The organism is Metabacillus flavus (assembly GCF_018283675.1).
Lineage (GTDB): Bacteria > Bacillota > Bacilli > Bacillales > Bacillaceae > Metabacillus_B > Metabacillus_B flavus.
On the sequence record NZ_JAGVRK010000001.1, the window covers coordinates 1,799,742 to 1,821,965 of the forward strand.

Consider the following 22,224-nt stretch of genomic DNA (forward strand, 5'->3'; position numbering starts at 1 on the left):
ATGTTTCGAAATGTAGCTGAGCTCGTGGAGCTTGCAGTAAGCCGGAATTGTAAAATTGCTGAGGTCATGATTCAGCAGGAGATGGAAGTAACCGGCAAAAGCCGTGAGGATGTATTTTCTATGATGGACCGTAATCTGAAAGTCATGGAGCAGGCTGTAGAAAAAGGCCTTGCCGGAGTCAAATCCCACTCTGGCCTTACTGGCGGGGATGCGGTGCTGATGCAGGCATATATTGAAAAAGGGAATTTTTTATCTGGTGAAACCATTTTAGATGCAGTAAGCAAAGCGGTAGCAACGAATGAAGTTAACGCCGCAATGGGAACGATCTGCGCGACGCCGACAGCAGGTTCTGCCGGTGTTGTACCGGGTACGCTCTTTGCTGTAAAACATAAACTGCATCCGACAAGAGAAGAAATGATTGAATTTCTATTTACTTCCGGAGCTTTTGGATTTGTCGTAGCCAATAATGCCTCCATTTCTGGTGCGGCTGGAGGCTGTCAGGCCGAGGTGGGTTCTGCTGCTGGAATGGCTGCCGCCGCTATCACAGAAATGGCAGGGGGAACACCGGCTCAGGCTGCTGAAGCCATGGCTATTACGCTTAAAAATATGCTTGGTCTCGTTTGTGATCCGGTAGCCGGACTTGTCGAAGTTCCTTGCGTCAAAAGAAATGCTATGGGTGCAGCGAATGCAATGGTTGCAGCGGATATGGCCCTTGCTGGAATAACAAGCAGGATTCCATGTGATGAGGTTATTGATGCGATGTACAAAATTGGACAGACCATGCCAAGTGCATTAAGGGAAACCGCGCAGGGAGGTCTCGCTGCCACACCTACGGGACGTGAACTGGAAGCGAAAATTTTCGGAATCCCTCTGGATCGCCGTGAACCCTAATCTCAATCAGCCTGTATCCGTATTGAAAGGAATCGGAGAAGAAACAGCCTCCGTTTTACTTGAAATGGGGATAAGGACCATTGAGGACCTGCTTGAATATTTTCCTTACCGGTATGAAGATTACCGGCTGAGAGATTTGGCTGAAGTTCAGCATGATGAGAGAGTTACAGTTGAAGGGAAGGTTCATAGCGAGCCTTCTCTTGCTTATTACGGGAAGAAAAAGTCAAGACTCACCTTTAGGCTGCTTTCCGGCAGATATCTGGTAAGTGTCGTCTGTTTTAACCGTCCTTTTTATAAAAAACAGCTTTCAATCAATCAAGTTGTTACAGTGAGCGGAAAATGGGATAAGAACCGTCAGACCATAACACTGCAGGACATCTCCTTTTCGCCGCATGTATCCAAGCAGGATTTGGAACCGGTGTATACGGTTAAAGGTTCTGTCACCATCAAGCAGCTCAGGAAGCATGTCGTCAATGCACTGAAAGAATTTGCAGAGGAGATTCCAGAAAACCTGCCTGCCCAAATTCGCGATGCCTACAAGCTGATGCCGAAGCATGAAGCGGTCAAAACCATTCATTTGCCTCTTAGCCATGCTGATTTAAAGCATGCCAGAAGAAGATTTGTTTATGAAGAATTTTTAATGTTCCAGCTGAAAATGCAGTCATTGCGCAAAGTCCAGAGAGAGAACTCTAAGGGAATTGAACATCAGTTTACAGATGATGAACTTTCTGTCTTTACGGATGCTCTTCCATTTAACCTGACGGAAGCTCAAGCAAAAGTGCTGGATGAAATCCTGGGTGATATGAGGTCGCCATATCGGATGAATCGATTGCTTCAAGGAGATGTCGGATCAGGAAAAACGGTTGTAGCGGCAATTTCCATGTATGCAGCCATTCTATCAGGCTATCAGAGTGCTCTCATGGTGCCGACTGAAATACTCGCCGAGCAGCATGCGAATTCCCTGTCAGCACTCTTTGAACCGCTAAATATCACGGTTGCTCTTTTAACAAGCTCTGTGAAAGGGAAAAGGAGAAGAGAACTGCTGGAGCGTCTTTCAAACGGAGAGATTCAAATTTTGGTAGGAACCCATGCCCTTATTCAGGAGGAAGTGAACTTCCAGAAGCTAGGTCTCGTAATTACCGATGAGCAGCATCGATTTGGAGTGAATCAGAGAAGGGTGCTAAGGGAGAAAGGGGAATCGCCGGATGTTCTTTTTATGACAGCAACCCCGATTCCAAGGACCCTGGCGATTACCGCATTCGGAGAGATGGATGTTTCCGTCATTGATCAGCTCCCTGCCGGAAGGAAAACGATTGAGACTTACTGGGTGAAGCATAATTTGCTGGACCGGATACTGGGATTCATAGATAAAGAGGTGAAAAAAGGACGGCAGGCCTATGTCATCTGCCCTTTAATTGAAGAATCAGAAACGCTCGATGTCCAAAATGCAATAGACGTTCATGCGATGCTTGTTCATTCTTTCTCGCCAAAGTGGAATGTCGGTCTAATGCACGGGCGTCTTCATCCAAATGAAAAAGAAGCTGTGATGAGGGAATTCAGTGAAAATCAGACGCAGATTCTCGTCTCAACGACTGTAGTGGAAGTCGGTGTCAATGTCCCGAACGCCACTATTATGGTTATTTATGACGCAGAGCGTTTCGGGCTTTCTCAGCTCCATCAGCTGAGAGGACGTGTAGGAAGGGGAAGTGAACAATCCTATTGCATACTGCTCGCTGATCCGAAATCGGAAACAGGCAAAGAGCGAATGAAAATTATGACTGAAACGAATGACGGATTTGTGCTGTCAGAAAAGGATCTTGAACTGCGCGGACCTGGCGACTTTTTTGGGAAAAAACAAAGCGGTGTCCCGGAATTCAGAGTGGCTGACATGGTTCATGATTACCGGGCACTTGAAACGGCAAGAGGGGATGCGGCAAAATTGATCAATTCCAAGGCATTTTGGCATGAGCCTGAGTATGAATGGCTAAGAAAATATCTTGAATCGACAGGGGTTCTTGAGGGAGAAAAACTGGATTAAATCATCCTTGCAATCCGATTATTAAGATTATATACTACTATTAGTACCTAGTCATAATAGTGCGGATGGTGTAACCTATAACATGAAAAGAACGAAAAAAGACAGACAGCAGCAGCTGCTGGAAACGATAAATGATACTCCTTTTATTACGGATGAAGAGCTTTCAGATAAATTTCAGGTCAGTATTCAAACCATTCGTCTTGACCGGCTTGAGCTGAGTATACCGGAGCTCCGCGAGAGAATCCGTTCCGTAGCTCAAGCTTCTATGGAAGACGAAATAAGAGCATTGCCTCCGGAAGAAATTATCGGAGACATCATTGACCTGGAGCTTGATCATAGTGCGATTTCCATTTTTGAAGTCAAGAAAGAGCATGTTTTCCGGCGCAATCAAATTGCCAGGGGTCATCATTTATTTGCCCAAGCCAATTCCCTTGCCGTTGCCGTGATTAATGATGAACTGGCATTGACAGCAAAAGCGGATATCCGGTTTACCAGACAGGTAATGGCGGGGGAACGTGTAGTATCGAAAGCAAGAGTAGCGAACGTAAACGGAATGAATGGACGAACGCTGGTGAGTGTTAACAGCTATGTAGGGAACGAGCTGGTGTTTTCAGGAGATTTTGAAATGTACCGCTCTAATCAACCATTGGATAAAGGATGATTCACAGATGAAAATCGCTATTGATGCAATGGGCGGCGACAATGCCCCGCAAGCACTGTGTGAGGGTGCTTTAAAGGCCGCGAATGCTTTCACCGATCTTGAATTAACGCTGATCGGGAACGAAGCTGAAATCAGCAAGTACCTTTCAGGGCATGACCGGATCAAGGTTATACATACAACTGAGGTCATTGAATCTGAAGACGAACCGGTAAGAGCGGTTCGCAGAAAGAAAAATGCTTCAATGGTTTTAATGGCCAATGAAGTAAAAGAAGGAAGAGCGGATGCTTGTATTTCTGCCGGCAACACCGGTGCCCTTATGACAGCAGGACTGTTTATTGTCGGCAGAATTGAGGGCATTGACCGTCCCGCCCTTGCTCCTACCCTTCCAACTATGGATGGACAAGGCTTTCTTTTTTTGGACGCAGGCGCAAACGTTGATGCGAAGCCTGAACATTTGCTGCAATATGCTATTATGGGCTCGGTTTACGCTGAGAAAGTCCGCGGAGTAAAAAATCCTTCAGTCGGCCTTCTGAATGTAGGAACAGAAGATAAAAAAGGAAATGAATTAACGAAGCAGGCGTTTTTAAAGCTGAAGGAATCCGGACTTCATTTTAAAGGCAATGTAGAAGCCAGAGATCTTCTGGAAGGTGCCGCTGACGTAGTCGTGACCGATGGTTTTACTGGGAACGTCACGTTAAAAACGATCGAAGGAACCGCATTTTCTGTTTTCTCAATGCTTAAGTCTGCTTTAACAAGTACCTTGCTGGCTAAGCTTGCGGCCGCGGTTCTGAAACCGAAATTGAATGAAATCCGTTCACAGATGGACTACTCGGAATACGGCGGTGCTGCTCTATTCGGCTTAAATGCACCTGTAGTAAAAGCTCACGGCTCCTCTGATGCAAATGCAGTTTATAACGCTATCCGCCAAACAAGAGATATGATTTCAAATGATGTATCAGGGACGATAAGAGCCGCAATGGCTGGCCGTCATCATCCTGAATAACCGACGGAGGGAAGAATATGTCTAAAATCGCATTTGTGTTTCCCGGACAGGGATCCCAAACAGTAGGAATGGGTCAGGACTTTGCAGAACAAACTCCTGAAGGGAAAGAACTTTTTCAGAAAGCCGATGAAGTATTGAATGATCAGCTCAGCAAAATCATGCTTCAGGGTCCTAAGGAAGAATTAACTCTTACATATAACGCACAGCCTGCTCTTGTTACAGCAAGTATTGCTGCTTGGAAGCTCCTTGATAAAGAGGGAATTAAACCAGATTTCACAGCCGGACACAGCCTTGGTGAGTATTCCGCTCTTGTAGCATCAGGAGTTCTTTCCTTCGAAGATGCCGTGGTCGCTGTCCGTAAGCGCGGTGAATTTATGAATGAAGCCGTTCCGTCCGGACAGGGAGCGATGGCGGCAATTATGGGGATGGAAGCAGGAGCTTTGGAAGAAATAACCCAATCTGTTACAGAAGAGGGCCATTCCGTTCAGCTGGCGAATTTAAATTGTCCAGGTCAGATTGTCATCTCCGGAACAGCTAAAGGAGTAGAGGTTGCTTCTGCTAGAGCAAAAGAAGCGGGAGCAAAAAGAGCGATACCTCTTGAAGTGAGCGGACCTTTTCATTCAGAATTAATGAAGCCTGCAGCAGAGAAGCTGAAAGCCGTTCTGGACGGCATGTCCATTGCCGACACAGACCTTCCTGTGATTGCAAACGTTACAGCACAGCCGGTGACGGACGGCAAACAGATTAAGGATCTTTTGATTCAGCAGCTGTATTCTCCGGTACGCTGGGAAGAATCAATCAAAACCTTGATTGAACAAGGGGCAGACACTTTTGTGGAAATTGGTCCCGGCAAAGTCCTCTCAGGCTTAATCAGAAAAATAGACCGGAGTGTGAAAACCCTGTCTGTATCAGATATGGATACGCTTCAGTCTGCAATTACAGCACTAAAGGAGGAAGCATAATGCTAACGGGCAAAACAGCACTAGTAACAGGCGCTTCCCGGGGGATCGGCCGGGCCATTGCTTTGGATCTGGCGAAAAATGGCGCGAACGTAGCGGTCAATTTTGCAGGCAATGAAGCAAAAGCAAAGGAAACAGTAGAAGAAATTATAGCTCTGGGCAGAGAAGCATTCGCCATTAAAGCAGATGTTTCCAGTGCGGATGCGGTAAAAGATATGATTAAAGAAGTGACGGACCGTTTCGGAACCCTCGATATCCTTGTTAACAACGCCGGAATTACAAGAGATAACCTTCTTATGAGAATGAAAGAGGATGAATGGGACGATGTAGTGGATACCAATCTAAAAGGCGTTTTCTTATGCACAAAGGCTGTAACAAGACAAATGATGAAGCAAAGAAGCGGGCGGATCATTAACATCACGTCCGTGGTCGGCGAAGTCGGCAATCCGGGCCAGGCCAATTACGTTGCAGCAAAAGCGGGAGTAATCGGTCTTACTAAGACATCGGCAAAGGAGCTTGCCGCCCGAAATATTACGGTAAATGCCGTAGCGCCAGGTTTTATCTCCACGGATATGACAGAAAAACTAACCGATGAAATTAAAGAAGAAATGCTTAAGCAAATCCCGCTCGCAAAATTTGGAGAGGGCCAGGATATTGCCGATCTCGTTACGTTTCTTGCCAGCGGGAAAAGTGCTTATATTACTGGTCAAACGCTTCATGTTAACGGCGGAATGTTCATGTAGAACATTTCTGAAATCAAACTGGTGTTTTGAGTCTGAATTGACTATAATACTTGAGGGGAGGTGAATGTAATGGCAGACGTTTTAGATCGTGTAACTAAGATCATCGTTGACCGCCTTGGAGTCGATGCTTCTGAAATTAAGATGGAGTCTTCTTTTAAAGATGACCTCGGAGCTGATTCCCTGGATGTAGTTGAGCTTGTAATGGAACTTGAAGATGAGTTCGATATGGAGATTTCTGATGAAGATGCAGAGAAAATCGCTACAGTGGGTGACGCTGTTAACTACATACAGAGCCAAGCTTAAAGTATGTTGAAGTCCCGCTCCTGACAGCGGGGCTTTCTCCCTTTATAAAGGGGGGAGCCGCCCAATTGTTTTGGTAATGATGGAGGTAGTTATGCAAAAGCATACACATTATAAAGAGAGAAGAAATTTCGCCAAAAAAGCGGAAGAATTTAAACAGTTTCAGGAAAGCGTCGGACAGACTTTTACCAATGAAAAGCTGCTCTACCAAGCTTTCACCCATTCATCGTATGTGAATGAGCATCGAAAAAAACCTTATGAAGACAATGAACGCCTTGAATTTTTAGGAGACGCCGTGCTGGAATTGACGGTTTCCCAATTTCTTTATAAGAAATATCCAACTATGACAGAGGGAGATCTGACGAAGCTCCGGGCAGCGATTGTATGTGAACCGTCTCTCGTTTCATTTGCAAATGATCTGTCGTTCGGCAATCTGATTCTGCTTGGAAAAGGGGAAGAAATGACGGGGGGCCGTGCAAGACCTGCACTTCTCGCGGATGTTTTCGAAGCATTCATTGGGGCTCTTTATTTAGATAAAGGTCTCGAACCTGTTGTTGTCTTTCTAGAGAAATATGTTTTCCCAAAGGTGAACGATGGTGCTTTTTCTCATGTGATGGATTTTAAAAGCCAGCTTCAGGAACTTGTGCAAAGAGATGGCAGAGGACCGTTAGAGTATAAAATACTTACTGAAAAGGGACCTGCCCACAGCAGGGAATTTGAGGCAGTTGTTTCTCTGGGTGGCGAAGTGCTGGGCACTGGAAATGGCCGCTCCAAAAAAGAAGCGGAACAGCATGCTGCTCAGGAAGCACTCTCCAAAATGCAAACGAAACCTTAAAACTCAATGAGCTGACCCAGCTTGACAGACTCCGCCTGCCGGATAAGATGAGGCAGGAAGGGACCTGAGAGCCGGGCCGGCTTTTTTTATGTTCGGATGATAAAGCCAGGCGGACAAAGAATTTATGCGTAATAAGTAAATGTTGCTTTGCAGCAGGATTGCGCGGAAGTCCCTGTTGCTTTTCTATTATTTTTAACTAAAGGATTGTGTTAAAATATGTTTGAATTTAATGATAGTAAGGAGGACCTAAGATGTTCCTCAAACGATTGGACATAGCAGGATTTAAATCTTTTGCAGATCGGGCAAGTGTTGATTTTGTAAAAGGGGTTACGGCAGTTGTCGGGCCGAATGGAAGCGGGAAAAGCAATATTACTGATGCCGTCCGCTGGGTACTGGGTGAGCAGTCCGCAAAATCACTGCGCGGCGGTAAAATGGAGGACATTATTTTTGCCGGGAGCGATTCCAGAAAAGGCCTGAATCTTGCCGAAGTTACACTCACCCTTGATAATGAAGATCATTTTCTGCCAATTGATTATCACGAAGTGAGTATTACAAGGAAAGTGTTCCGTTCCGGAGAAAGTGAATATTATATTAATAATCAGTCCTGCCGCTTGAAAGATATTGTGGATTTATTTATGGATTCAGGGCTAGGGAAAGAAGCCTTCTCGATTATCAGCCAAGGGAAGGTAGAAGAAATTCTGAGCAGCAAAGCAGAAGAACGGCGAAGCATTTTTGAAGAAGCTGCCGGGGTGCTGAAATATAAATCAAGAAAAAAGAAAGCCGAACATAAATTGACAGAAACGCATGATAACCTGAACCGCGTCCAGGACATTCTACACGAACTGGAAGGACAGGTGGAGCCACTAAAGGTTCAGGCATCGATAGCGAAAGATTACTTGGAAAAGAAGGAGGAGCTTGAGCAGATTGAGGTAGCCTTGACGGTACATGATATCGAGGAGCTCCATCAGAAATGGACAAGCTTAACCAAAACGGCGGAAGACGGCAAGGAGAAAGAAGCTGAGCTTGCAGCTTCCGTTCAAAAACAGGAAAAGGCTATCAGTGATTCCCGCAGCAGGGTTTCCGAACTGGATGGGACTCTTGACAGTCTTCAGCAAATTCTCCTTCAAACGAGCGAAGAGCTTGAAAAACTGGAGGGGAAAAAAGAAGTATTAAAAGAGAGAAGAAAAAATGCTCAAGCGAACCGCGGCCAGCTCGAACAGCTTATTGGAGAGCTGAGCGGAAAAATTGAAATTCTTGCGAAAGACCGTGATGCGGAAGCGGAAAAAGTAGCACTTCTTTCTGCTGAAATGAAAGAAGCAAAGCGGCTTGTGAAAGAAAAGCAAAGCCTTCTCGATGCTCAAAACGGAAACATCGGCCATGAGATCGAACAGCTTAAAAGCGAGTACTTCGATGTACTGAATCAGCAGACATCTGCGAAAAATGAGACAGCTTACATAACAGAGCAGCTAAGACAGCAGTCTGTGAAGAACGAGAGGCTTTCCGGCAGCAACAGCAAGTATCTGCAGGAGCGCCGCCTCTTAACTGAAGAAAAAGAAAAACTGCAAAAAGAATTTGCTTCGGCGGAAGTGAAAATGAATGCGCAGGCTGCGGCTTTCCGCGAAGCGCTAAAAAGGCTTGAAACCGATCGTGAATCCTACAGCAAGAAAGAATCAGCGCTATACAAGGCCTATCAATTTTTGCAGCAAATACGCTCGCGCAAAGAAATGCTGGAAGCGATGCAGGAGGATTATTCCGGATTTTTCCAAGGGGTTAAAGAGATATTAAAGGCAAGAGACCGTTTCAGCGGAATTCACGGAGCTATCGCCGAGCTTCTAAAAACGGAAAAAGAATATGAAACGGCCATTGAAATAGCGCTGGGGGCTGCTTCGCAGCACATTGTGACTGAGGATGAAAAAATAGCACGATCCGGTATCGCCTATCTTAAGCAAAACTCTTTCGGGCGGGCTACTTTCCTGCCGCTTTCGGTTATGAAAAGCAGAAAGATCAGCAATGCCGACAAAATGAAGCTCTCAGAACATTCTTCTTTTGTCGGCATTGCATCCGAACTCTCTATATATGATTCCCGCTATACGGCCGTCATGGAAAATCTTCTTGGCGCAGTCATTGTAGCAAGGGATCTAAAGGGAGCAAATGAATTGTCAAGAATCCTTCAATTCAGATACCGAATTGTTACGCTTGAAGGCGACGTCGTCAATCCGGGTGGATCAATGACAGGTGGTGCGGTTAAGCAAAAAACCGGATCCCTCCTGAGCCGGAACCGCGAATTAGAAGCCATCTCAGTCCAGCTGAAGGAAATGGAAACCAAGACAGACGAGCTTGAACGAGATGTAAAAAAACGGAAAGCTCTTTTACAGGAACAAGAACAGCAAATTGAGGAGCTCAGAAAAGCGGGAGATATGCTCCGCGTCAGTTTAAATAACGTCCAAACCGCTGTAAAAGAGGCGGAATGGAAAGAGAAAAATGTAAATGATCATCTTTCTATCTATGATGCTGAAAAGGAATCGTTCGATCAGGAACAGCAGAAAAATGAGGCGCGTTTAACTGAACTTAAAGGCTTAATCGAAAAGACAGCAGACAAGCTGCAGCAAATGGACGAAGAAATAAGCAAACTTTCATCGCTAAAAAACACGCAGCAGGAATCAAGAGCAGGGCTTCAGCAGGAGCTGACTGAGCTCAAGATTATTCTGGCGGGCAAGCAGCAGTCCTTTGAGAACGTTTCAGAAAAAGCCGGCCGGTTAAAAGAAGAGCATATCGAGAGTGCGAGAAGACTGAAGGAAGCAGAGGAAGATCTGTCACTTTTGACAACTGAAGTCAGCTCAAATACAAGCGGTGAACAGACCCTTGCCAATGCTTCAGCAGAGAAACTGAACGAAAAGAATAAAACAATCGAAATGATCGCTGAAAAAAGATCTGAGCGTTCAAACCTGCAGCAAAAGCTGGAAAACATGGAGCATGAGCTGAAGGAAAGCTCACGCATTCATAAGCAGATGTCCGACTGGATAAAAGATGAGGAGTTAAAAATCACCCGTCTTGATATCGAGCTTGATAATAAGCTGAACCATCTGCGCCAGGAATACCTGCTTACATTTGAACGTGCAAAAGAGAGATACGAACTATTGCTTGAACCGGAAGAAGCAAGGAGAAAAGTGAAACTGATCAAGCGGGGCATCGAAGAGCTCGGTACGGTAAATCTCGGTGCAATCGATGAATATGAACGGGTGTCAGAACGCTATCAATTCCTCCATGATCAGCGGGAAGACCTCCTGGAGGCTAAGAATACGCTCCACCAGGTTATTGATGAAATGGATGGAGAGATGAAACGGAGATTCTCCGCAACCTTCGAGCAGATCCGTTCCCATTTCGAGTCTGTCTTCCAAGCTTTGTTTGGAGGCGGAAGGGCTGAGCTGAGGCTATCAGATCCGGAAGATCTTCTGAATACCGGTGTGGATATTGTTGCTCAGCCTCCCGGAAAAAAACTGCAGAATCTTAGTCTGCTGTCAGGAGGCGAAAGAGCGCTCACTGCGATTGCACTTCTATTCTCTATATTAAAAGTCAGACCGGTGCCTTTCTGTATTCTTGATGAGGTCGAAGCAGCACTTGATGAAGCAAATGTATACCGGTTTGCCCAGTATTTGAAACAATTCAGCGAGCAGACTCAATTCATTGTCATTACCCATCGCAAAGGGACGATGGAAGAATGTGATGTGCTCTATGGAGTTACAATGCAGGAATCGGGAATATCCAAGCTCGTATCTGTCAGATTGGAAGATTCTAAAGAATTTGCCACAACAAAGTGAAGGGAAGAAAACCAATGAGCTTTTTTAAAAAGTTGAAAGAGAGCATTACGAAGCAGTCTGATACCGTTTCTAATAAGTTTAAAGATGGACTAACTAAAACAAGGTCCAATTTTTCCACAAGAGTAAACGAACTAGTCTCCCGCTTCAGAAAAGTAGACGAGGAATTTTTTGAAGAGCTGGAGGAAATTCTAATCGGTGCCGATGTAGGGGTTGCGACCGTCATGGATTTAATTGAAGAACTGAAGACTGAGGTTAAGGTCCGCAACATTCAGGATCCCCTCGAAGTTCGAGACGTAATTTCAGAAAAGCTTGTCGAAATATATGACGATGGAAAAGAATCCTCCACCGCCCTGAATATAAAAGAAAACCAGCTGAATGTTATTTTAGTTGTAGGTGTAAATGGAGTGGGGAAGACAACGACGATCGGCAAACTCGCCAACAAATTCAAAAATGAAGGCAAATCCGTCGTCCTTGCGGCTGGAGATACGTTCCGTGCAGGTGCAATCGAGCAGCTTGAAGTGTGGGGGCAGCGAACAGGAACTGCAGTCATCAAGCAATCAGCAGGATCCGACCCCGCAGCAGTTATGTTTGATGCCGTACAGGCTGCCAAAGCAAGAAAAGCAGATATTCTTATTTGTGATACAGCAGGACGCCTTCAAAACAAAGTGAACTTAATGAACGAGCTTGAAAAAGTAAAGCGCGTAATCGAACGGGAAATTCCAGGTGCTCCTCATGAGGTGCTGCTCGTCCTTGATGCAACGACAGGCCAAAACGCCATGAGCCAGGCCAAGCAGTTTTCTCAATCTACCAACGTAACAGGAATTGTCCTGACCAAGCTCGATGGAACCGCAAAAGGAGGCATCGTCCTCGCCATCCGCAATGAACTGGAGATTCCTGTCAAGTTCGTAGGGCTCGGAGAAAAAATAGACGACCTCCAGGAATTCAACGCACAGCAATATGTATACGGTCTGTTCGCTGATTTGGTAGAGGAAGCATAATCATTTAAAAAGAAAGCCTGGCTGTCAGGCTTTCTTTTTGATTAGGCGGGGGAACCGGGACTATGCTGAGTACACTTAAAACAGCAAATTTGGCGGGTTAGCAGTTCGAAAAAGAAGAATAAGGATGACTTTTCCTAGAAGGTGTTGTCTGACAAGAAGAAATTTACATGCTGGTGAGGGGCAGAGAGGGTGGTTTTTTACATTCTTGCTGACAATTAATCGATAATTGCTGACATTCCCTCGATAATTGCTGACTTTTTGTACATAATTGCTGACATTTACTCAATAATTGCTGACACTTAGTTAATAATTGCTGACTTTTACTCAATAAATGCTGACTTATTTCAAAGGTAACTGCTATTACGGAAAGGGGCAGCTAAGAGGCAGATCAGTTCTGAGTTGAGGCAGGACGCCTTGCCTTTAGCAGAACATCTTTACTAGGCGCTAGCGCTTCGGCCGCATCGCTTCTTCGGTCTAGGGCCTGCACGATGCAGGCCCGTTCAGCATTGCGACAGGACGTCGCGCACTTAGCTGAACAACCTCACTTGAGCGCCTCTCGGTCAGAAGCTCCACCGTCTCTCACGGCTGGGCAAGCGTCCTATCGAACTTGTTTTCTGTGTCTAGCTCCGGGCGCTAGCGCTTCGGCCGCTTCGCTCCCTCGGTCGGGGCAAAAAGCGCCTCTCGGTCAGAACTCCACCGTCTCTCGGCGCTGAGCAAGCGCCCTCCGCTTTTCTAAATTGTCTAGCTCCGGCGGCTAGCCGTTCGGCCGCTTCGCTGGCCCTGTCAAAGTCAAAGAGCGACTTTGTCAGTTCCAGCTCCACCGTCTCTCACGGCTGAGCAAGCGCCCTATCGAACTTGGTTTCTGTGTTTAGCTCCGGGCGCTAGCGCTTCGGCCGCTTCGCTGGCCCTGTCAAAGTCAAAGAGCGACTTTGTCAGTTCCAGCTCCACCGTCTCTCACGGCTGGGCAAGCGCCCTATCGAACTTGGTTTCTGTGTCTAGCTCCGGGCGCTAGCGCTTCGGCCGCTTCGCTCCCTCGGTCGGGGCAAAAAGCGCCCCTCGGTCGGAAGCTCCACCGTCTCTCAGCGCTGAGCAAGCGCCCTCCGCTTTTCGAATTGTCAAGATAAAAACTTGACATGCCGTCTTATAGTCGGTAAACTGTAATTGTTGTAAAGGCATTTCACTTAACAAAAGGGGAGAGAGCCGTGATTTTAGAAAAAACGACGCGGATGAATTACCTCTTTGATTTTTACCAGTCACTGCTTACATCGAAGCAGAAGAGCTATATGTCTCTTTATTATCTCGATGATTATTCCCTCGGTGAAATTGCCGAAGAGTACAGCGTCAGCAGACAGGCCGTTTATGATAACATTAAACGGACGGAAGCGATGCTTGAGCAATACGAAGAAAAGCTGCTGCTGCTTCATAAGTTTCAGAAGCGCAATGCAATTATGAAACAGCTTAAGGAACTTGCGTCTGAAACCGAGCGCGAAGGACAGCTGCTGGATCTTTTTGAAGCGCTGGATAATTTGGAATAAGGAGGCGGTATAGATGGCTTTCGAAGGATTGGCCGACCGGCTTCAGCAGACCATAACGAAGATTCGCGGCAAAGGGAAAGTTTCCGAGGCCGATGTAAAAGAAATGATGCGGGAAGTCCGTCTTGCTCTGCTTGAAGCGGATGTTAATTTCAAGGTCGTTAAAGACTTTGTCAAACGCGTAAGCGAGCGGGCTGTAGGCCAGGAGGTCATGCAGAGTCTTACTCCCGGACAGCAGGTCATTAAAGTCGTTAAGGAAGAATTAACGGCATTGATGGGCGGAGAGCAAAGCAAAATTGCTGTTGCGAAAAAGCCGCCTACCGTCATTATGATGGTAGGTCTGCAAGGGGCAGGTAAGACAACGACGACAGGTAAGCTTGCTAATCTTCTTAGGAAGAAGCAAAACCGCAAACCGCTTTTGGTCGCTGCAGATATATACCGTCCGGCTGCAATTAAACAGCTGGAAACCCTTGGTAAACAGCTGAATATGGATGTTTTTTCACTTGGAGATCAGATTAGTCCTGTTGAAATTGCCAAGCAGGCAATCGCTCATGCGAAGCAGGAGCATCATGATTATGTGCTGATTGATACAGCCGGCCGTCTTCATGTTGACGAAAATCTGATGGATGAACTGACTCAGGTAAAAGAACTGGCAAATCCGGATGAAATTTTTCTTGTGGTTGATGCCATGACCGGACAGGATGCTGTGAATGTTGCCCAAAGCTTTAACGAGCGCCTCGGACTTACCGGAGTTGTGCTCACGAAGCTTGACGGCGATACGCGCGGCGGAGCTGCCCTTTCCATTCGTGCTGTAACCGAAACGCCTATTAAATATGTAGGTCTCGGTGAAAAGCTCGATGCGATTGAGGCGTTTCACCCTGAACGGATGGCTTCAAGGATCCTTGGAATGGGGGATGTTCTCACCCTGATTGAAAAGGCTCAGGCCAATGTCGATGAAGACAAGGCAAAAGAGCTTGAACAGAAAATGAGAACGGCGAGCTTTACGTTTGATGATTTCCTTGAACAGCTTGGGCAGGTCCGGAGCATGGGACCGCTTGATGAACTGCTTGGAATGATTCCAGGTGCCGGAAAGATGAAGGGACTTAAGAACGTTCAGGTCGATGAAAAGCAAATTGGTCATGTTGAGGCGATCATCAAGTCCATGACAAAGGAAGAAAAGCAGCATCCGGAGGTCATCAATGCCGGACGCAGGAAACGGATTGCGAAGGGAAGCGGCACATCGGTTCCTGAAGTAAACCGACTGCTTAAGCAATTTGAAGACATGAAAAAGATGATGAAGCAGATGACAAGCATGTCTAAAGGCAAGAGAAAAGGCGGCATGAAGTTTCCATTCATGTAAATTTTAGGTCTGTTAAGAAAAAACACTTTACAAACCAATGCAACATTGATAATATACTATCTTGTGAACTATTTTCGGAGGTGCTTTAATAATGGCAGTAAAAATTCGTTTGAAACGCATGGGAGCAAAAAAATCTCCTTTTTATCGTATCGTAGTAGCAGATTCCCGTTCTCCTCGTGATGGACGTTTCATTGAAACAGTTGGAACTTACAATCCTGTAGCTCAGCCTGCAGAAGTGAAAATTGATGAAGCTTTGGCTCTTCAATGGATGCAAAACGGTGCAAAACCATCTGATACGGTTCGTAACCTGTTCTCAGCTCAAGGAATCATGGAGAAATTCCATAATTCTAAATTGAACAAGTAAGATGAATCAGATGATCGGGTTAATCGAAACAATTGTTAAACCCCTTGTAGATGATCCGGACGCGGTTTCGGTTGAAGAGGAAGTCCAGAGCAAGGTTATTGTGTACCGGCTCACCGTCAGCCGGGATGACGTCGGAAAAGTCATTGGCAAGCAGGGAAGAATTGCAAGAGCGGTTCGTTCCGTTGTGTATGCAGCGGGGACAAGGTCCTCTAAACGAATTCAGCTTGAAATAAACGATTAACTTGAAAAGGCGGGGGATGAACCCCGTCTTTTTTTATGCCTGAAGATATTTGTCCTCCCTTTCTTCTTTTTTAAAAATAATGATAAAATAGAGAGAGTGTGTTTGAAGGGTGGATGGCGTGTGAAGATCATGCAGACGGTATCAGTTATGCAGGTTTTGACAGAGAATAGTAAAAACAAATTGCTGGACGGGTTTAATTCAAATCGGGAGCAGCTGCTAAGAGAGTGCGATCAGTTGTACTTTCAATTGAAAAAACTTGAGAAAACCAACATAAGCATTGAAATGCGCCAGCAATATAAGAAAGAAATAGAAAAGCGCAAGGACAAAATAAAGATGGTTGACTTTCAAATTGATCAGCTAAACACCCTGCCGCTAGGCAGTGAGCTGAAAGAAAAAGAGGTACAGGCAATCGTGGAGCTTGAAGAAGGTGATTCCTGGACAAGCTCAATCAATGAAAGAAGCATTATCGTAACAGATGGTATCATTACTGAAATACGCTGAGGTGACATTATGGAAGGTAAATGGTTTAACGTTGGTAAAATTGTGAATACCCATGGAATCCGCGGAGAAGTGAGAGTCATTTCTGTCACAGATTTTGCAGATGAACGCTACCAGCCGGGGAAGAAGATTTTTATTTTCGGCGAGCAAGGCGCCAAGCATAAAGAGGTTGAAATTGAAAGTCACCGCAAGCATAAAAACTTCGACTTGCTGACGTTTAAAGGCCATCCGAATATAAACGATGTAGAAGGCTATAAAGGTATGGTGATCCGGATTCCAGAATCTGAACTGTCAGAGCTTAATGAGAATGAATTCTATTTTCATGAAATCATTGATTGCGTCGTGTTTACGGATGATGGAAAAGAGATTGGCAAAGTAAAAGAAATCCTTACTCCTGGAGCAAATGATGTGTGGGTTATAAAAAGACCCCGCAAAAAAGATTTGCTGATTCCATATATTAAACAAGTCGTTAAAGAAATTAACCCTTCTGAAAAGAAAATTATCATCACACCGATGGAAGGTCTGATTGATGATGAGGATTGATTTTCTGTCTATTTTTCCTGAAATGTTTGAAGGTGTGCTCCATCACTCCATCATGAAAAAGGCGCAGGAAAAAGATGCAGTAAAATTTAACGTGATTAATTTCAGGGATTATGCAGACAACAAGCATCAAACGGTGGATGATTATCCGTACGGCGGAGGTGCAGGGATGGTTCTGAAGCCGCAGCCGATTTTTGACGCGGTGCAGGCCATTAAAGACGCGTCCGCAGCCGAACCAAGGGTTATTCTTGTCTGCCCGCAGGGGGAGCGGTTTAATCAGCAGAAAGCAGAAGAATTGGCTGAAGCGGAACACCTTGTCTTTATTTGCGGGCATTACGAGGGCTATGATGAGCGGATCCGGGAGCATCTTGTAACAGATGAGATTTCAATCGGCGATTTTGTCCTCACCGGAGGAGAACTTCCATCCATGACAATCGCTGACAGCGTTGTCCGTCTGCTGCCGGGAGTTTTAGGCAATGAGGATTCCCCTGTCCTTGATTCATTCAGCTCAGGCCTGCTTGAGCACCCGCATTACACGCGTCCGGCGGATTTCAGAGGAATGAAAGTTCCGGATACTCTCATATCAGGCAATCATAAGCTGATTGATGAATGGCGGGAAGAAGAATCCCTGAAGCGGACCTTCGAAAGAAGACCTGATTTGCTTGACACCTACGACTTATCAGAGAAGCAGCAGAAATATATAGAAAAGCTTAAAAAACGCTGAAATTCCAGTTGCAAAACAAAGATAGAATATGGTAAGATATTTCTTGTGGTTTGCAGAGATTCATTGATTTTCTGCGAATCTTATTAAGATGTTCCGCTGCAATGCATAAGATTGGAATGAGCATCTGTTGGAAGGAGTTGAATACGATGCAAAAACTAATTGAAGAAATCACAAAAGAACAGCTTAAAACTGATCTTCCGGCGTTCCGTCCTGGTGACACTGTACGTGTACACGTTAAGGTTGTTGAGGGAACACGTGAACGTATCCAGCTTTTTGAAGGTGTTGTGATTAAGCGTCGTGGTGGTGGAATCAGCGAAACATTCACAGTCCGTAAAGTTTCTTACGGTGTTGGTGTTGAGCGTACATTCCCGGTACACACGCCTAAAATCGCTAATCTTGAAATCGTTCGCCGCGGTAAAGTACGCCGTGCGAAGCTTTACTACTTGCGTGAATTGCGTGGTAAGAAAGCCCGTATTAAAGAAATCCGATAAATTAGAGAAAGAGCTTGTTAAAGCAACAAGCTCTTTTTTTATGAGATAATAAAGGTAAATGCATCATTAAAAAGCAAAAAAATGCAGTGCTCAGCCGTTCCCATCAAATATCGAGGTTTTAACTAACCGCTGCTGTGCAAAAATAGAATTAGCTGAATATATTGGGATGGTGAGCTGTTTGACTAAAGAAAGAAAAGAAATTTTTGAATGGCTCAAAGCAATTGGACTGGCCATTATCATCGCATTTATCATTCGTCATTTTCTATTTTCCACGGTTGTAGTGGATGGAGAATCGATGCTCCCGACTCTTAACTCGTATGACAGGATGATTGTCAACAAGGCGGGCTTTTCCCTTGCAGGTCCTAAGAGATTTGACATTGTTGTGTTTCATGCCTCAGAGGATGAGGATTATATTAAAAGGATTATCGGACTTCCAGGAGATAGTGTTGAATATAAGTATGATCAGCTCTACATAAATGGCAGGCCGGTTGATGAGCCCTATTTGAAAGAGTATAAAAGTGAGCTGATTGATCCGCCTCTGACAGAGAATTTTACTCTGGAAGAAATAACAGGACGCAAAAAGGTGCCGAAAGGGCAAGTCTTTGTAATGGGGGACAACCGAAGGATCAGCAAAGACAGCCGTCATATCGGCACAGTGCCGGTGTCAGAGATCATGGGAGAGGCAAAGGTTGTTTACTGGCCGCTGCCTGATATGCGTATTGTGAAGTAAAAGGAAGGTGTTAGAATGGCTATACAATGGTTTCCCGGCCATATGGCGAAAGCCAGAAGGCAGGTAACAGAAAAACTGAAGCTGATTGATATTGTATATGAATTGGTGGATGCTAGGCTGCCTCTTTCGTCAAGAAATCCGATGATTGATGAAATTGTTTCAGTCAAACCTCGGATTATTCTGCTGAACAAAGCAGATATGGCGGACCCTAGAATAACGAAGGAATGGCTAAGCTATTTTAAAGAAAAAGGAATGCATGCCCTTCCCCTGGATGCTCAGTCCGGAAAGGGACTTAAAGAAATTCTCCCGCTTTCCAAGCTTGTTTTAAAGGAGAAGCTGGACCGGCTTGAAGCGAAAGGAGTCCGGCCGCGCGCCATCAGAGCTCTCATTATCGGAATTCCGAATGTAGGAAAATCTACGCTGATTAACAGACTGGCTAAGAAAAATATGGCCAAAACAGGAGATCGTCCTGGTGTCACAACTGCCCAGCAATGGGTAAAGGTTGGCAAGGAAATCGAACTGCTCGATACACCGGGGATTTTATGGCCGAAATTCGAGGATCAGCTTGTCGGATATAAGCTTGCGGTTACGGGAGCAATCAAGGATACCATTTTAAATTTGCAGGATATTACGGTTTATGCCCTGAATTTTCTAAGAGAAAATTACCCTGAGCGGCTTAAGGAGCGCTACGGGCTTGAGGAAATACCGGAAGAAATCGTCCCGCTTTTTGATGAAATCGCCAATCGCAGAGGCTGTATGATGAGCGGCGGCATGGTGGACTACGACAAAACTTCAGAGCTCGTATTGCGTGAAATCCGTTCTGAAAAATTAGGTGCTCTGTCTTTCGAAAGACCAGGAGAAGAGATATGATAAAGAGACTTGCATGATGCGAGTCTTTATTTTTTTGTGAAAAAACCGATATTATTCAAGAAGGAAGTTTACCAAATGAAGCAAACCGTTAAAGAAATACAAGCCATTCTTTCTGATGTACATAATCTTCAAGATCCGCTTATTCAGGCGTATAGCCTGGATGAGAGAGCCTCTGTACGAAAGCTTGCTGAACGTCAAAAGGCTAAGCTTGAAAAAAAAGCGAGAATGAAAGAGATCTTTGAGGAGTTAAAAAGTTTTGAATACGAAGCACGTTCCAAAGGATTTAAATCGATAGCCGGGATTGACGAAGCCGGAAGAGGGCCTTTGGCCGGTCCTGTTGTCGCGGGTGCCGTCATCCTTCCCGAAGACTTTTATTTGGAAGGTTTGACCGATTCTAAAAAATTATCCGAAGCGAAGCGAGATTTCTTTTTTGATGTCATTCAGAAAGAAGCGCTTGCGATCGGAGTGGGGATTGTAGAGGCGGATGAAATTGACCGGATCAATATTTATCAGGCAGCTAAGAAGGCCATGAAGCTTGCAATTAAAGACCTTGAATTGAGCCCTGACTATTTGCTGATTGATGCGATGGAGGTAGAGCTTGATATCCCGCAGGAAAAAATTATAAAAGGAGATGCACGGAGCATTTCCATTGCGGCGGGTTCGATCGTGGCAAAAGTGACGAGAGACCGGATTATGAAGAACCTCGCTGCTGATTATCCAGACTATGGCTTTGATCAGAATATGGGATATGGCACTTCTGTGCATCTGAAGTCTTTAGCTCTGCATGGCGCAACACCCCATCACCGGAAAACGTTCAGTCCGGTAAAAGAACATCTAAATTAGGAGTGAAAACAGTTGGATCGAATAACCTCAGCTCTGCAGCCTCTTCTTGCCGCTCAAGCCCCCGGCTCTCTGCAGCTTAGAAACGGCCAGCTCGTTATTGGAAAAATAAGCGAACTTTACCCGAATCAGCGTGCACTCATCCAAATTGGCGCAAACAGGGCTCTGGCTGTTATTGAAGCCCCTCTGGTTAAAGGGGGAGAATATCTTTTCGAGGCTGCCGTTTTGTCAAAAACGGAAGTTCCTAAATTAAAATTACGCGATCGGTTAGACACCTCGGGAAATACGGACCGTCTTTTTGCTGCCATAAACCGCAGCCTTGGCCTGCCTCCTGCAGCCAAAGGGTATTCACAGCTGGCAGAACACCTTTTAAGAGCAAACATCCCTTTTTCTGCAGAAGAACTGCCGGAAGCTGCGGAGTGGCTTAAAAGCGTGCCTGAGAGCTTCAAAGCTGAAGGGATAATGGCGGTTTCTGCTGCTTTTGATCGCAGGCTCCCTAAAATAGGTGACACTTTTTCAGCTCTTCTTGAAGCATTGAAGGGAGATCCATTGAAAAATGACCTTCAGCGGCTGGCTTCAGAGCTAGCCGCAGGGGATCATCAAGCACCGAAGACCATAGGATTAAGGCAGGTAATCGAAGCCATTCTTACCGGCCCGGAGCTTCGAAAAGCCTCACAGATGATGAACCGTCTCGTCCAATGGAGCACTGATCCGAAGTCCGCTGAACATTTTAATGCTTCAGGCATTCTGAAAAAATTGAATACCGCTCCCAATCCTGAAGAAGTGCTCCGTACAATACTTGCAGCGGGTTCTGATCAGAACACACAGCTTTCATCAGAAGAAAGCAGCTGGCTTAGGAATAAAGGGAAAGAAATAGAGGTGCTGGCTCAGCCAAAGGAACTGGTCCGGCTTTTTTCCATGCTTGAAAAGTCGCTTGCCTTTATACAGGAGAATTCAAAGAAGGCTGTGCAGGAGGATGCAGCAATCAAATCCCTCTTAGCAGATGCGGCCGATTTGGGAGGTGCTGCAGGAGAACGTGCAGAGAAGCTTTCCCAAAAACTGAACGGTTACCAGCTGCTGCAAACGGAGCAGCCTGGAGTTACAGCGGCATGGCATCATTTTCCAATACAGGATGAACGCATACGTTCAGATGTGTCCGTTCATTTTCAGCTCCGTAAAGACACTGAGGGAAAAATCGACCCGGCCTTCTGCAAGATGGTTTTTTATCTGGAGCTTGCCAATCTTGGCCACGTTATGGCTGATGTTCAAATTCAAAACCGGATTGTGACAGCAGTTGTGCATTCCCAGCATGATCTTAGTGCCCTGACTGCTGGTGCAGCTGCCGAGCTGAAGGCTCAATTTCAGAGCCTGCCCTATCAATTTTCAGGTATTTCCTTTAAAAAAATAGAAAAAAGCAGTGTTCCTGAACCGAATCTCTATCAAACTCCCAAGAAAGGATTTGATTATAGAATATGAAAGACAGGGAACTGCGCAAGGCGATAGCACTCAAGTATGAAGGAGAAGGCGGAAGGGCTCCGAAGGTAACAGCTAAAGGACAGGGACTGATTGCAGACGAAATCCTTTCAAGAGCACGGGAGGCCGGAGTTCCTGTTAAAGAGGATGCATCCCTGGCAGCCCTCCTCCAATCCCTTGAAATTCATCAGGAGATTCCAGAAGATCTTTATGCAGTAGTCGCGGAAATTTTTGCATATATTTACAAGCTGGATAATTTAAAAGAGAAGAATTGACCGTCTATTAGTGTGGCTTAGATGCCACACTTTTTATATT

General features: G+C 45.4%; 23 protein-coding genes. All 23 read left to right on the forward strand.

Translation table 11 applies throughout. The features are described from left to right. The 23 genes from sdaAA (at window position 1) to J9317_RS09370 (ending at window position 22,184) form a co-directional block, all read left to right on the forward strand. The gene (gene sdaAA, locus J9317_RS09260) at window positions 1–891 is read left to right on the forward strand and encodes an L-serine ammonia-lyase, iron-sulfur-dependent, subunit alpha (RefSeq protein ID WP_211558057.1); all 891 of its coding nucleotides are present in this window, start codon (window positions 1–3) and stop codon (window positions 889–891) included. Next, a complete protein-coding gene (gene recG, locus J9317_RS09265; RefSeq protein ID WP_211558058.1) occupies window positions 881–2,929 on the forward strand; it encodes an ATP-dependent DNA helicase RecG in 2,049 nt (682 codons plus the stop codon). The genes sdaAA and recG overlap by 11 nt, the downstream gene beginning before the upstream one ends. An 82-nt stretch (window positions 2,930–3,011) precedes the next feature. Further along, window positions 3,012–3,590, forward strand: coding sequence for a transcription factor FapR (gene fapR / locus J9317_RS09270; RefSeq protein ID WP_211558059.1), 579 nt, complete (start codon window positions 3,012–3,014; stop codon window positions 3,588–3,590). 7 nt (window positions 3,591–3,597) lie between these two features. Next, entirely contained in the window at window positions 3,598–4,593 is a 996-nt protein-coding gene (gene plsX, locus J9317_RS09275; protein WP_211558060.1) for a phosphate acyltransferase PlsX, read from the forward strand. A 17-nt stretch (window positions 4,594–4,610) separates the two neighbouring features. Next, window positions 4,611–5,555, forward strand: coding sequence for an ACP S-malonyltransferase (gene fabD, locus J9317_RS09280; protein ID WP_211558062.1), 945 nt, complete (start codon window positions 4,611–4,613; stop codon window positions 5,553–5,555). Beyond that, complete coding sequence (fabG, locus tag J9317_RS09285) at window positions 5,555–6,295, forward strand: 3-oxoacyl-[acyl-carrier-protein] reductase (protein ID WP_211558063.1); 741 nt, start codon at window positions 5,555–5,557, stop codon at window positions 6,293–6,295. The genes fabD and fabG overlap by 1 nt, the downstream gene beginning before the upstream one ends. 69 nt (window positions 6,296–6,364) lie before the next feature. Continuing rightward, complete coding sequence (acpP, locus tag J9317_RS09290; protein ID WP_211558064.1) at window positions 6,365–6,598, forward strand: acyl carrier protein; 234 nt, start codon at window positions 6,365–6,367, stop codon at window positions 6,596–6,598. A 91-nt stretch (window positions 6,599–6,689) separates the two neighbouring features. Continuing rightward, a complete protein-coding gene (rnc, locus tag J9317_RS09295) occupies window positions 6,690–7,430 on the forward strand; it encodes a ribonuclease III (RefSeq protein ID WP_211558065.1) in 741 nt (246 codons plus the stop codon). Window positions 7,431–7,681: 251 nt separating this feature from the next. Next, window positions 7,682–11,248, forward strand: a complete 3,567-nt coding sequence (smc, locus tag J9317_RS09300) for a chromosome segregation protein SMC (RefSeq protein WP_211558066.1) — start codon at window positions 7,682–7,684, stop codon at window positions 11,246–11,248. Between the two features lie 14 nt (window positions 11,249–11,262). Next, window positions 11,263–12,246, forward strand: coding sequence for a signal recognition particle-docking protein FtsY (gene ftsY, locus J9317_RS09305; RefSeq protein WP_211558067.1), 984 nt, complete (start codon window positions 11,263–11,265; stop codon window positions 12,244–12,246). Between the two features lie 1,202 nt (window positions 12,247–13,448). After that, entirely contained in the window at window positions 13,449–13,781 is a 333-nt protein-coding gene (locus J9317_RS09310; protein WP_035411995.1) for a putative DNA-binding protein, read from the forward strand. A 13-nt stretch (window positions 13,782–13,794) separates the two neighbouring features. After that, a complete protein-coding gene (gene ffh, locus J9317_RS09315) occupies window positions 13,795–15,138 on the forward strand; it encodes a signal recognition particle protein (RefSeq protein WP_211558068.1) in 1,344 nt (447 codons plus the stop codon). A 91-nt stretch (window positions 15,139–15,229) separates the two neighbouring features. After that, window positions 15,230–15,502 carry a 30S ribosomal protein S16 gene (gene rpsP, locus J9317_RS09320; protein ID WP_035411990.1) on the forward strand — a complete coding sequence of 91 codons (273 nt, stop codon included), beginning with the start codon at window positions 15,230–15,232 and terminating at the stop codon, window positions 15,500–15,502. Between the two features lie 10 nt (window positions 15,503–15,512). Then, window positions 15,513–15,743 (forward strand): KH domain-containing protein, encoded by a 231-nt coding sequence (locus J9317_RS09325; RefSeq protein ID WP_211558070.1) that lies wholly within the window; start codon window positions 15,513–15,515, stop codon window positions 15,741–15,743. 120 nt (window positions 15,744–15,863) lie between these two features. Further along, on the forward strand, window positions 15,864–16,244 hold the full coding sequence (locus J9317_RS09330) for a YlqD family protein (RefSeq protein ID WP_211558071.1): 381 nt from the start codon (window positions 15,864–15,866) through the stop codon (window positions 16,242–16,244). 9 nt (window positions 16,245–16,253) lie between these two features. Continuing rightward, the gene (gene rimM, locus J9317_RS09335; RefSeq protein ID WP_211558073.1) at window positions 16,254–16,784 is read left to right on the forward strand and encodes a ribosome maturation factor RimM; all 531 of its coding nucleotides are present in this window, start codon (window positions 16,254–16,256) and stop codon (window positions 16,782–16,784) included. Beyond that, window positions 16,774–17,505, forward strand: a complete 732-nt coding sequence (trmD, locus tag J9317_RS09340; RefSeq protein ID WP_211562254.1) for a tRNA (guanosine(37)-N1)-methyltransferase TrmD — start codon at window positions 16,774–16,776, stop codon at window positions 17,503–17,505. The genes rimM and trmD overlap by 11 nt, the downstream gene beginning before the upstream one ends. Before the next feature lie 146 nt (window positions 17,506–17,651). Further along, entirely contained in the window at window positions 17,652–17,996 is a 345-nt protein-coding gene (rplS, locus tag J9317_RS09345) for a 50S ribosomal protein L19 (RefSeq protein ID WP_035411981.1), read from the forward strand. A 178-nt stretch (window positions 17,997–18,174) separates the two neighbouring features. Then, on the forward strand, window positions 18,175–18,726 hold the full coding sequence (gene lepB / locus J9317_RS09350) for a signal peptidase I (RefSeq protein WP_284143269.1): 552 nt from the start codon (window positions 18,175–18,177) through the stop codon (window positions 18,724–18,726). A 15-nt stretch (window positions 18,727–18,741) separates the two neighbouring features. Further along, window positions 18,742–19,596, forward strand: coding sequence for a ribosome biogenesis GTPase YlqF (ylqF, locus tag J9317_RS09355; RefSeq protein ID WP_211558077.1), 855 nt, complete (start codon window positions 18,742–18,744; stop codon window positions 19,594–19,596). A gap of 75 nt (window positions 19,597–19,671) precedes the next feature. Then, the gene (gene rnhB / locus J9317_RS09360) at window positions 19,672–20,439 is read left to right on the forward strand and encodes a ribonuclease HII (RefSeq protein WP_211558079.1); all 768 of its coding nucleotides are present in this window, start codon (window positions 19,672–19,674) and stop codon (window positions 20,437–20,439) included. Window positions 20,440–20,451: 12 nt separating this feature from the next. Then, window positions 20,452–21,912 (forward strand): hypothetical protein, encoded by a 1,461-nt coding sequence (locus J9317_RS09365; protein WP_211558081.1) that lies wholly within the window; start codon window positions 20,452–20,454, stop codon window positions 21,910–21,912. Next, window positions 21,909–22,184 carry an EscU/YscU/HrcU family type III secretion system export apparatus switch protein gene (locus tag J9317_RS09370; RefSeq protein WP_211558082.1) on the forward strand — a complete coding sequence of 92 codons (276 nt, stop codon included), beginning with the start codon at window positions 21,909–21,911 and terminating at the stop codon, window positions 22,182–22,184. The genes J9317_RS09365 and J9317_RS09370 overlap by 4 nt, the downstream gene beginning before the upstream one ends. Window positions 22,185–22,224: the final 40 nt, after the last annotated feature.

What these genes read in the sequence shown, in the direction of transcription:
- sdaAA (WP_211558057.1), top strand. Translation starts at nt 1, where the DNA reads ATGTTTCGAAATGTAGCTGAGCTCGTGGAGCTTGCAGTAAGCCGGAAT.
- fapR (WP_211558059.1), top strand. Translation starts at nt 3,012, where the DNA reads ATGAAAAGAACGAAAAAAGACAGACAGCAGCAGCTGCTGGAAACGATA.
- plsX (WP_211558060.1), top strand. Translation starts at nt 3,598, where the DNA reads ATGAAAATCGCTATTGATGCAATGGGCGGCGACAATGCCCCGCAAGCA.
- fabD (WP_211558062.1), top strand. Translation starts at nt 4,611, where the DNA reads ATGTCTAAAATCGCATTTGTGTTTCCCGGACAGGGATCCCAAACAGTA.
- fabG (WP_211558063.1), top strand. Translation starts at nt 5,555, where the DNA reads ATGCTAACGGGCAAAACAGCACTAGTAACAGGCGCTTCCCGGGGGATC.
- acpP (WP_211558064.1), top strand. Translation starts at nt 6,365, where the DNA reads ATGGCAGACGTTTTAGATCGTGTAACTAAGATCATCGTTGACCGCCTT.
- rnc (WP_211558065.1), top strand. Translation starts at nt 6,690, where the DNA reads ATGCAAAAGCATACACATTATAAAGAGAGAAGAAATTTCGCCAAAAAA.
- smc (WP_211558066.1), top strand. Translation starts at nt 7,682, where the DNA reads ATGTTCCTCAAACGATTGGACATAGCAGGATTTAAATCTTTTGCAGAT.
- ftsY (WP_211558067.1), top strand. Translation starts at nt 11,263, where the DNA reads ATGAGCTTTTTTAAAAAGTTGAAAGAGAGCATTACGAAGCAGTCTGAT.
- ffh (WP_211558068.1), top strand. Translation starts at nt 13,795, where the DNA reads ATGGCTTTCGAAGGATTGGCCGACCGGCTTCAGCAGACCATAACGAAG.
- rpsP (WP_035411990.1), top strand. Translation starts at nt 15,230, where the DNA reads ATGGCAGTAAAAATTCGTTTGAAACGCATGGGAGCAAAAAAATCTCCT.
- J9317_RS09325 (WP_211558070.1), top strand. Translation starts at nt 15,513, where the DNA reads ATGATCGGGTTAATCGAAACAATTGTTAAACCCCTTGTAGATGATCCG.
- rimM (WP_211558073.1), top strand. Translation starts at nt 16,254, where the DNA reads ATGGAAGGTAAATGGTTTAACGTTGGTAAAATTGTGAATACCCATGGA.
- trmD (WP_211562254.1), top strand. Translation starts at nt 16,774, where the DNA reads ATGAGGATTGATTTTCTGTCTATTTTTCCTGAAATGTTTGAAGGTGTG.
- rplS (WP_035411981.1), top strand. Translation starts at nt 17,652, where the DNA reads ATGCAAAAACTAATTGAAGAAATCACAAAAGAACAGCTTAAAACTGAT.
- ylqF (WP_211558077.1), top strand. Translation starts at nt 18,742, where the DNA reads ATGGCTATACAATGGTTTCCCGGCCATATGGCGAAAGCCAGAAGGCAG.
- rnhB (WP_211558079.1), top strand. Translation starts at nt 19,672, where the DNA reads ATGAAGCAAACCGTTAAAGAAATACAAGCCATTCTTTCTGATGTACAT.
- J9317_RS09370 (WP_211558082.1), top strand. Translation starts at nt 21,909, where the DNA reads ATGAAAGACAGGGAACTGCGCAAGGCGATAGCACTCAAGTATGAAGGA.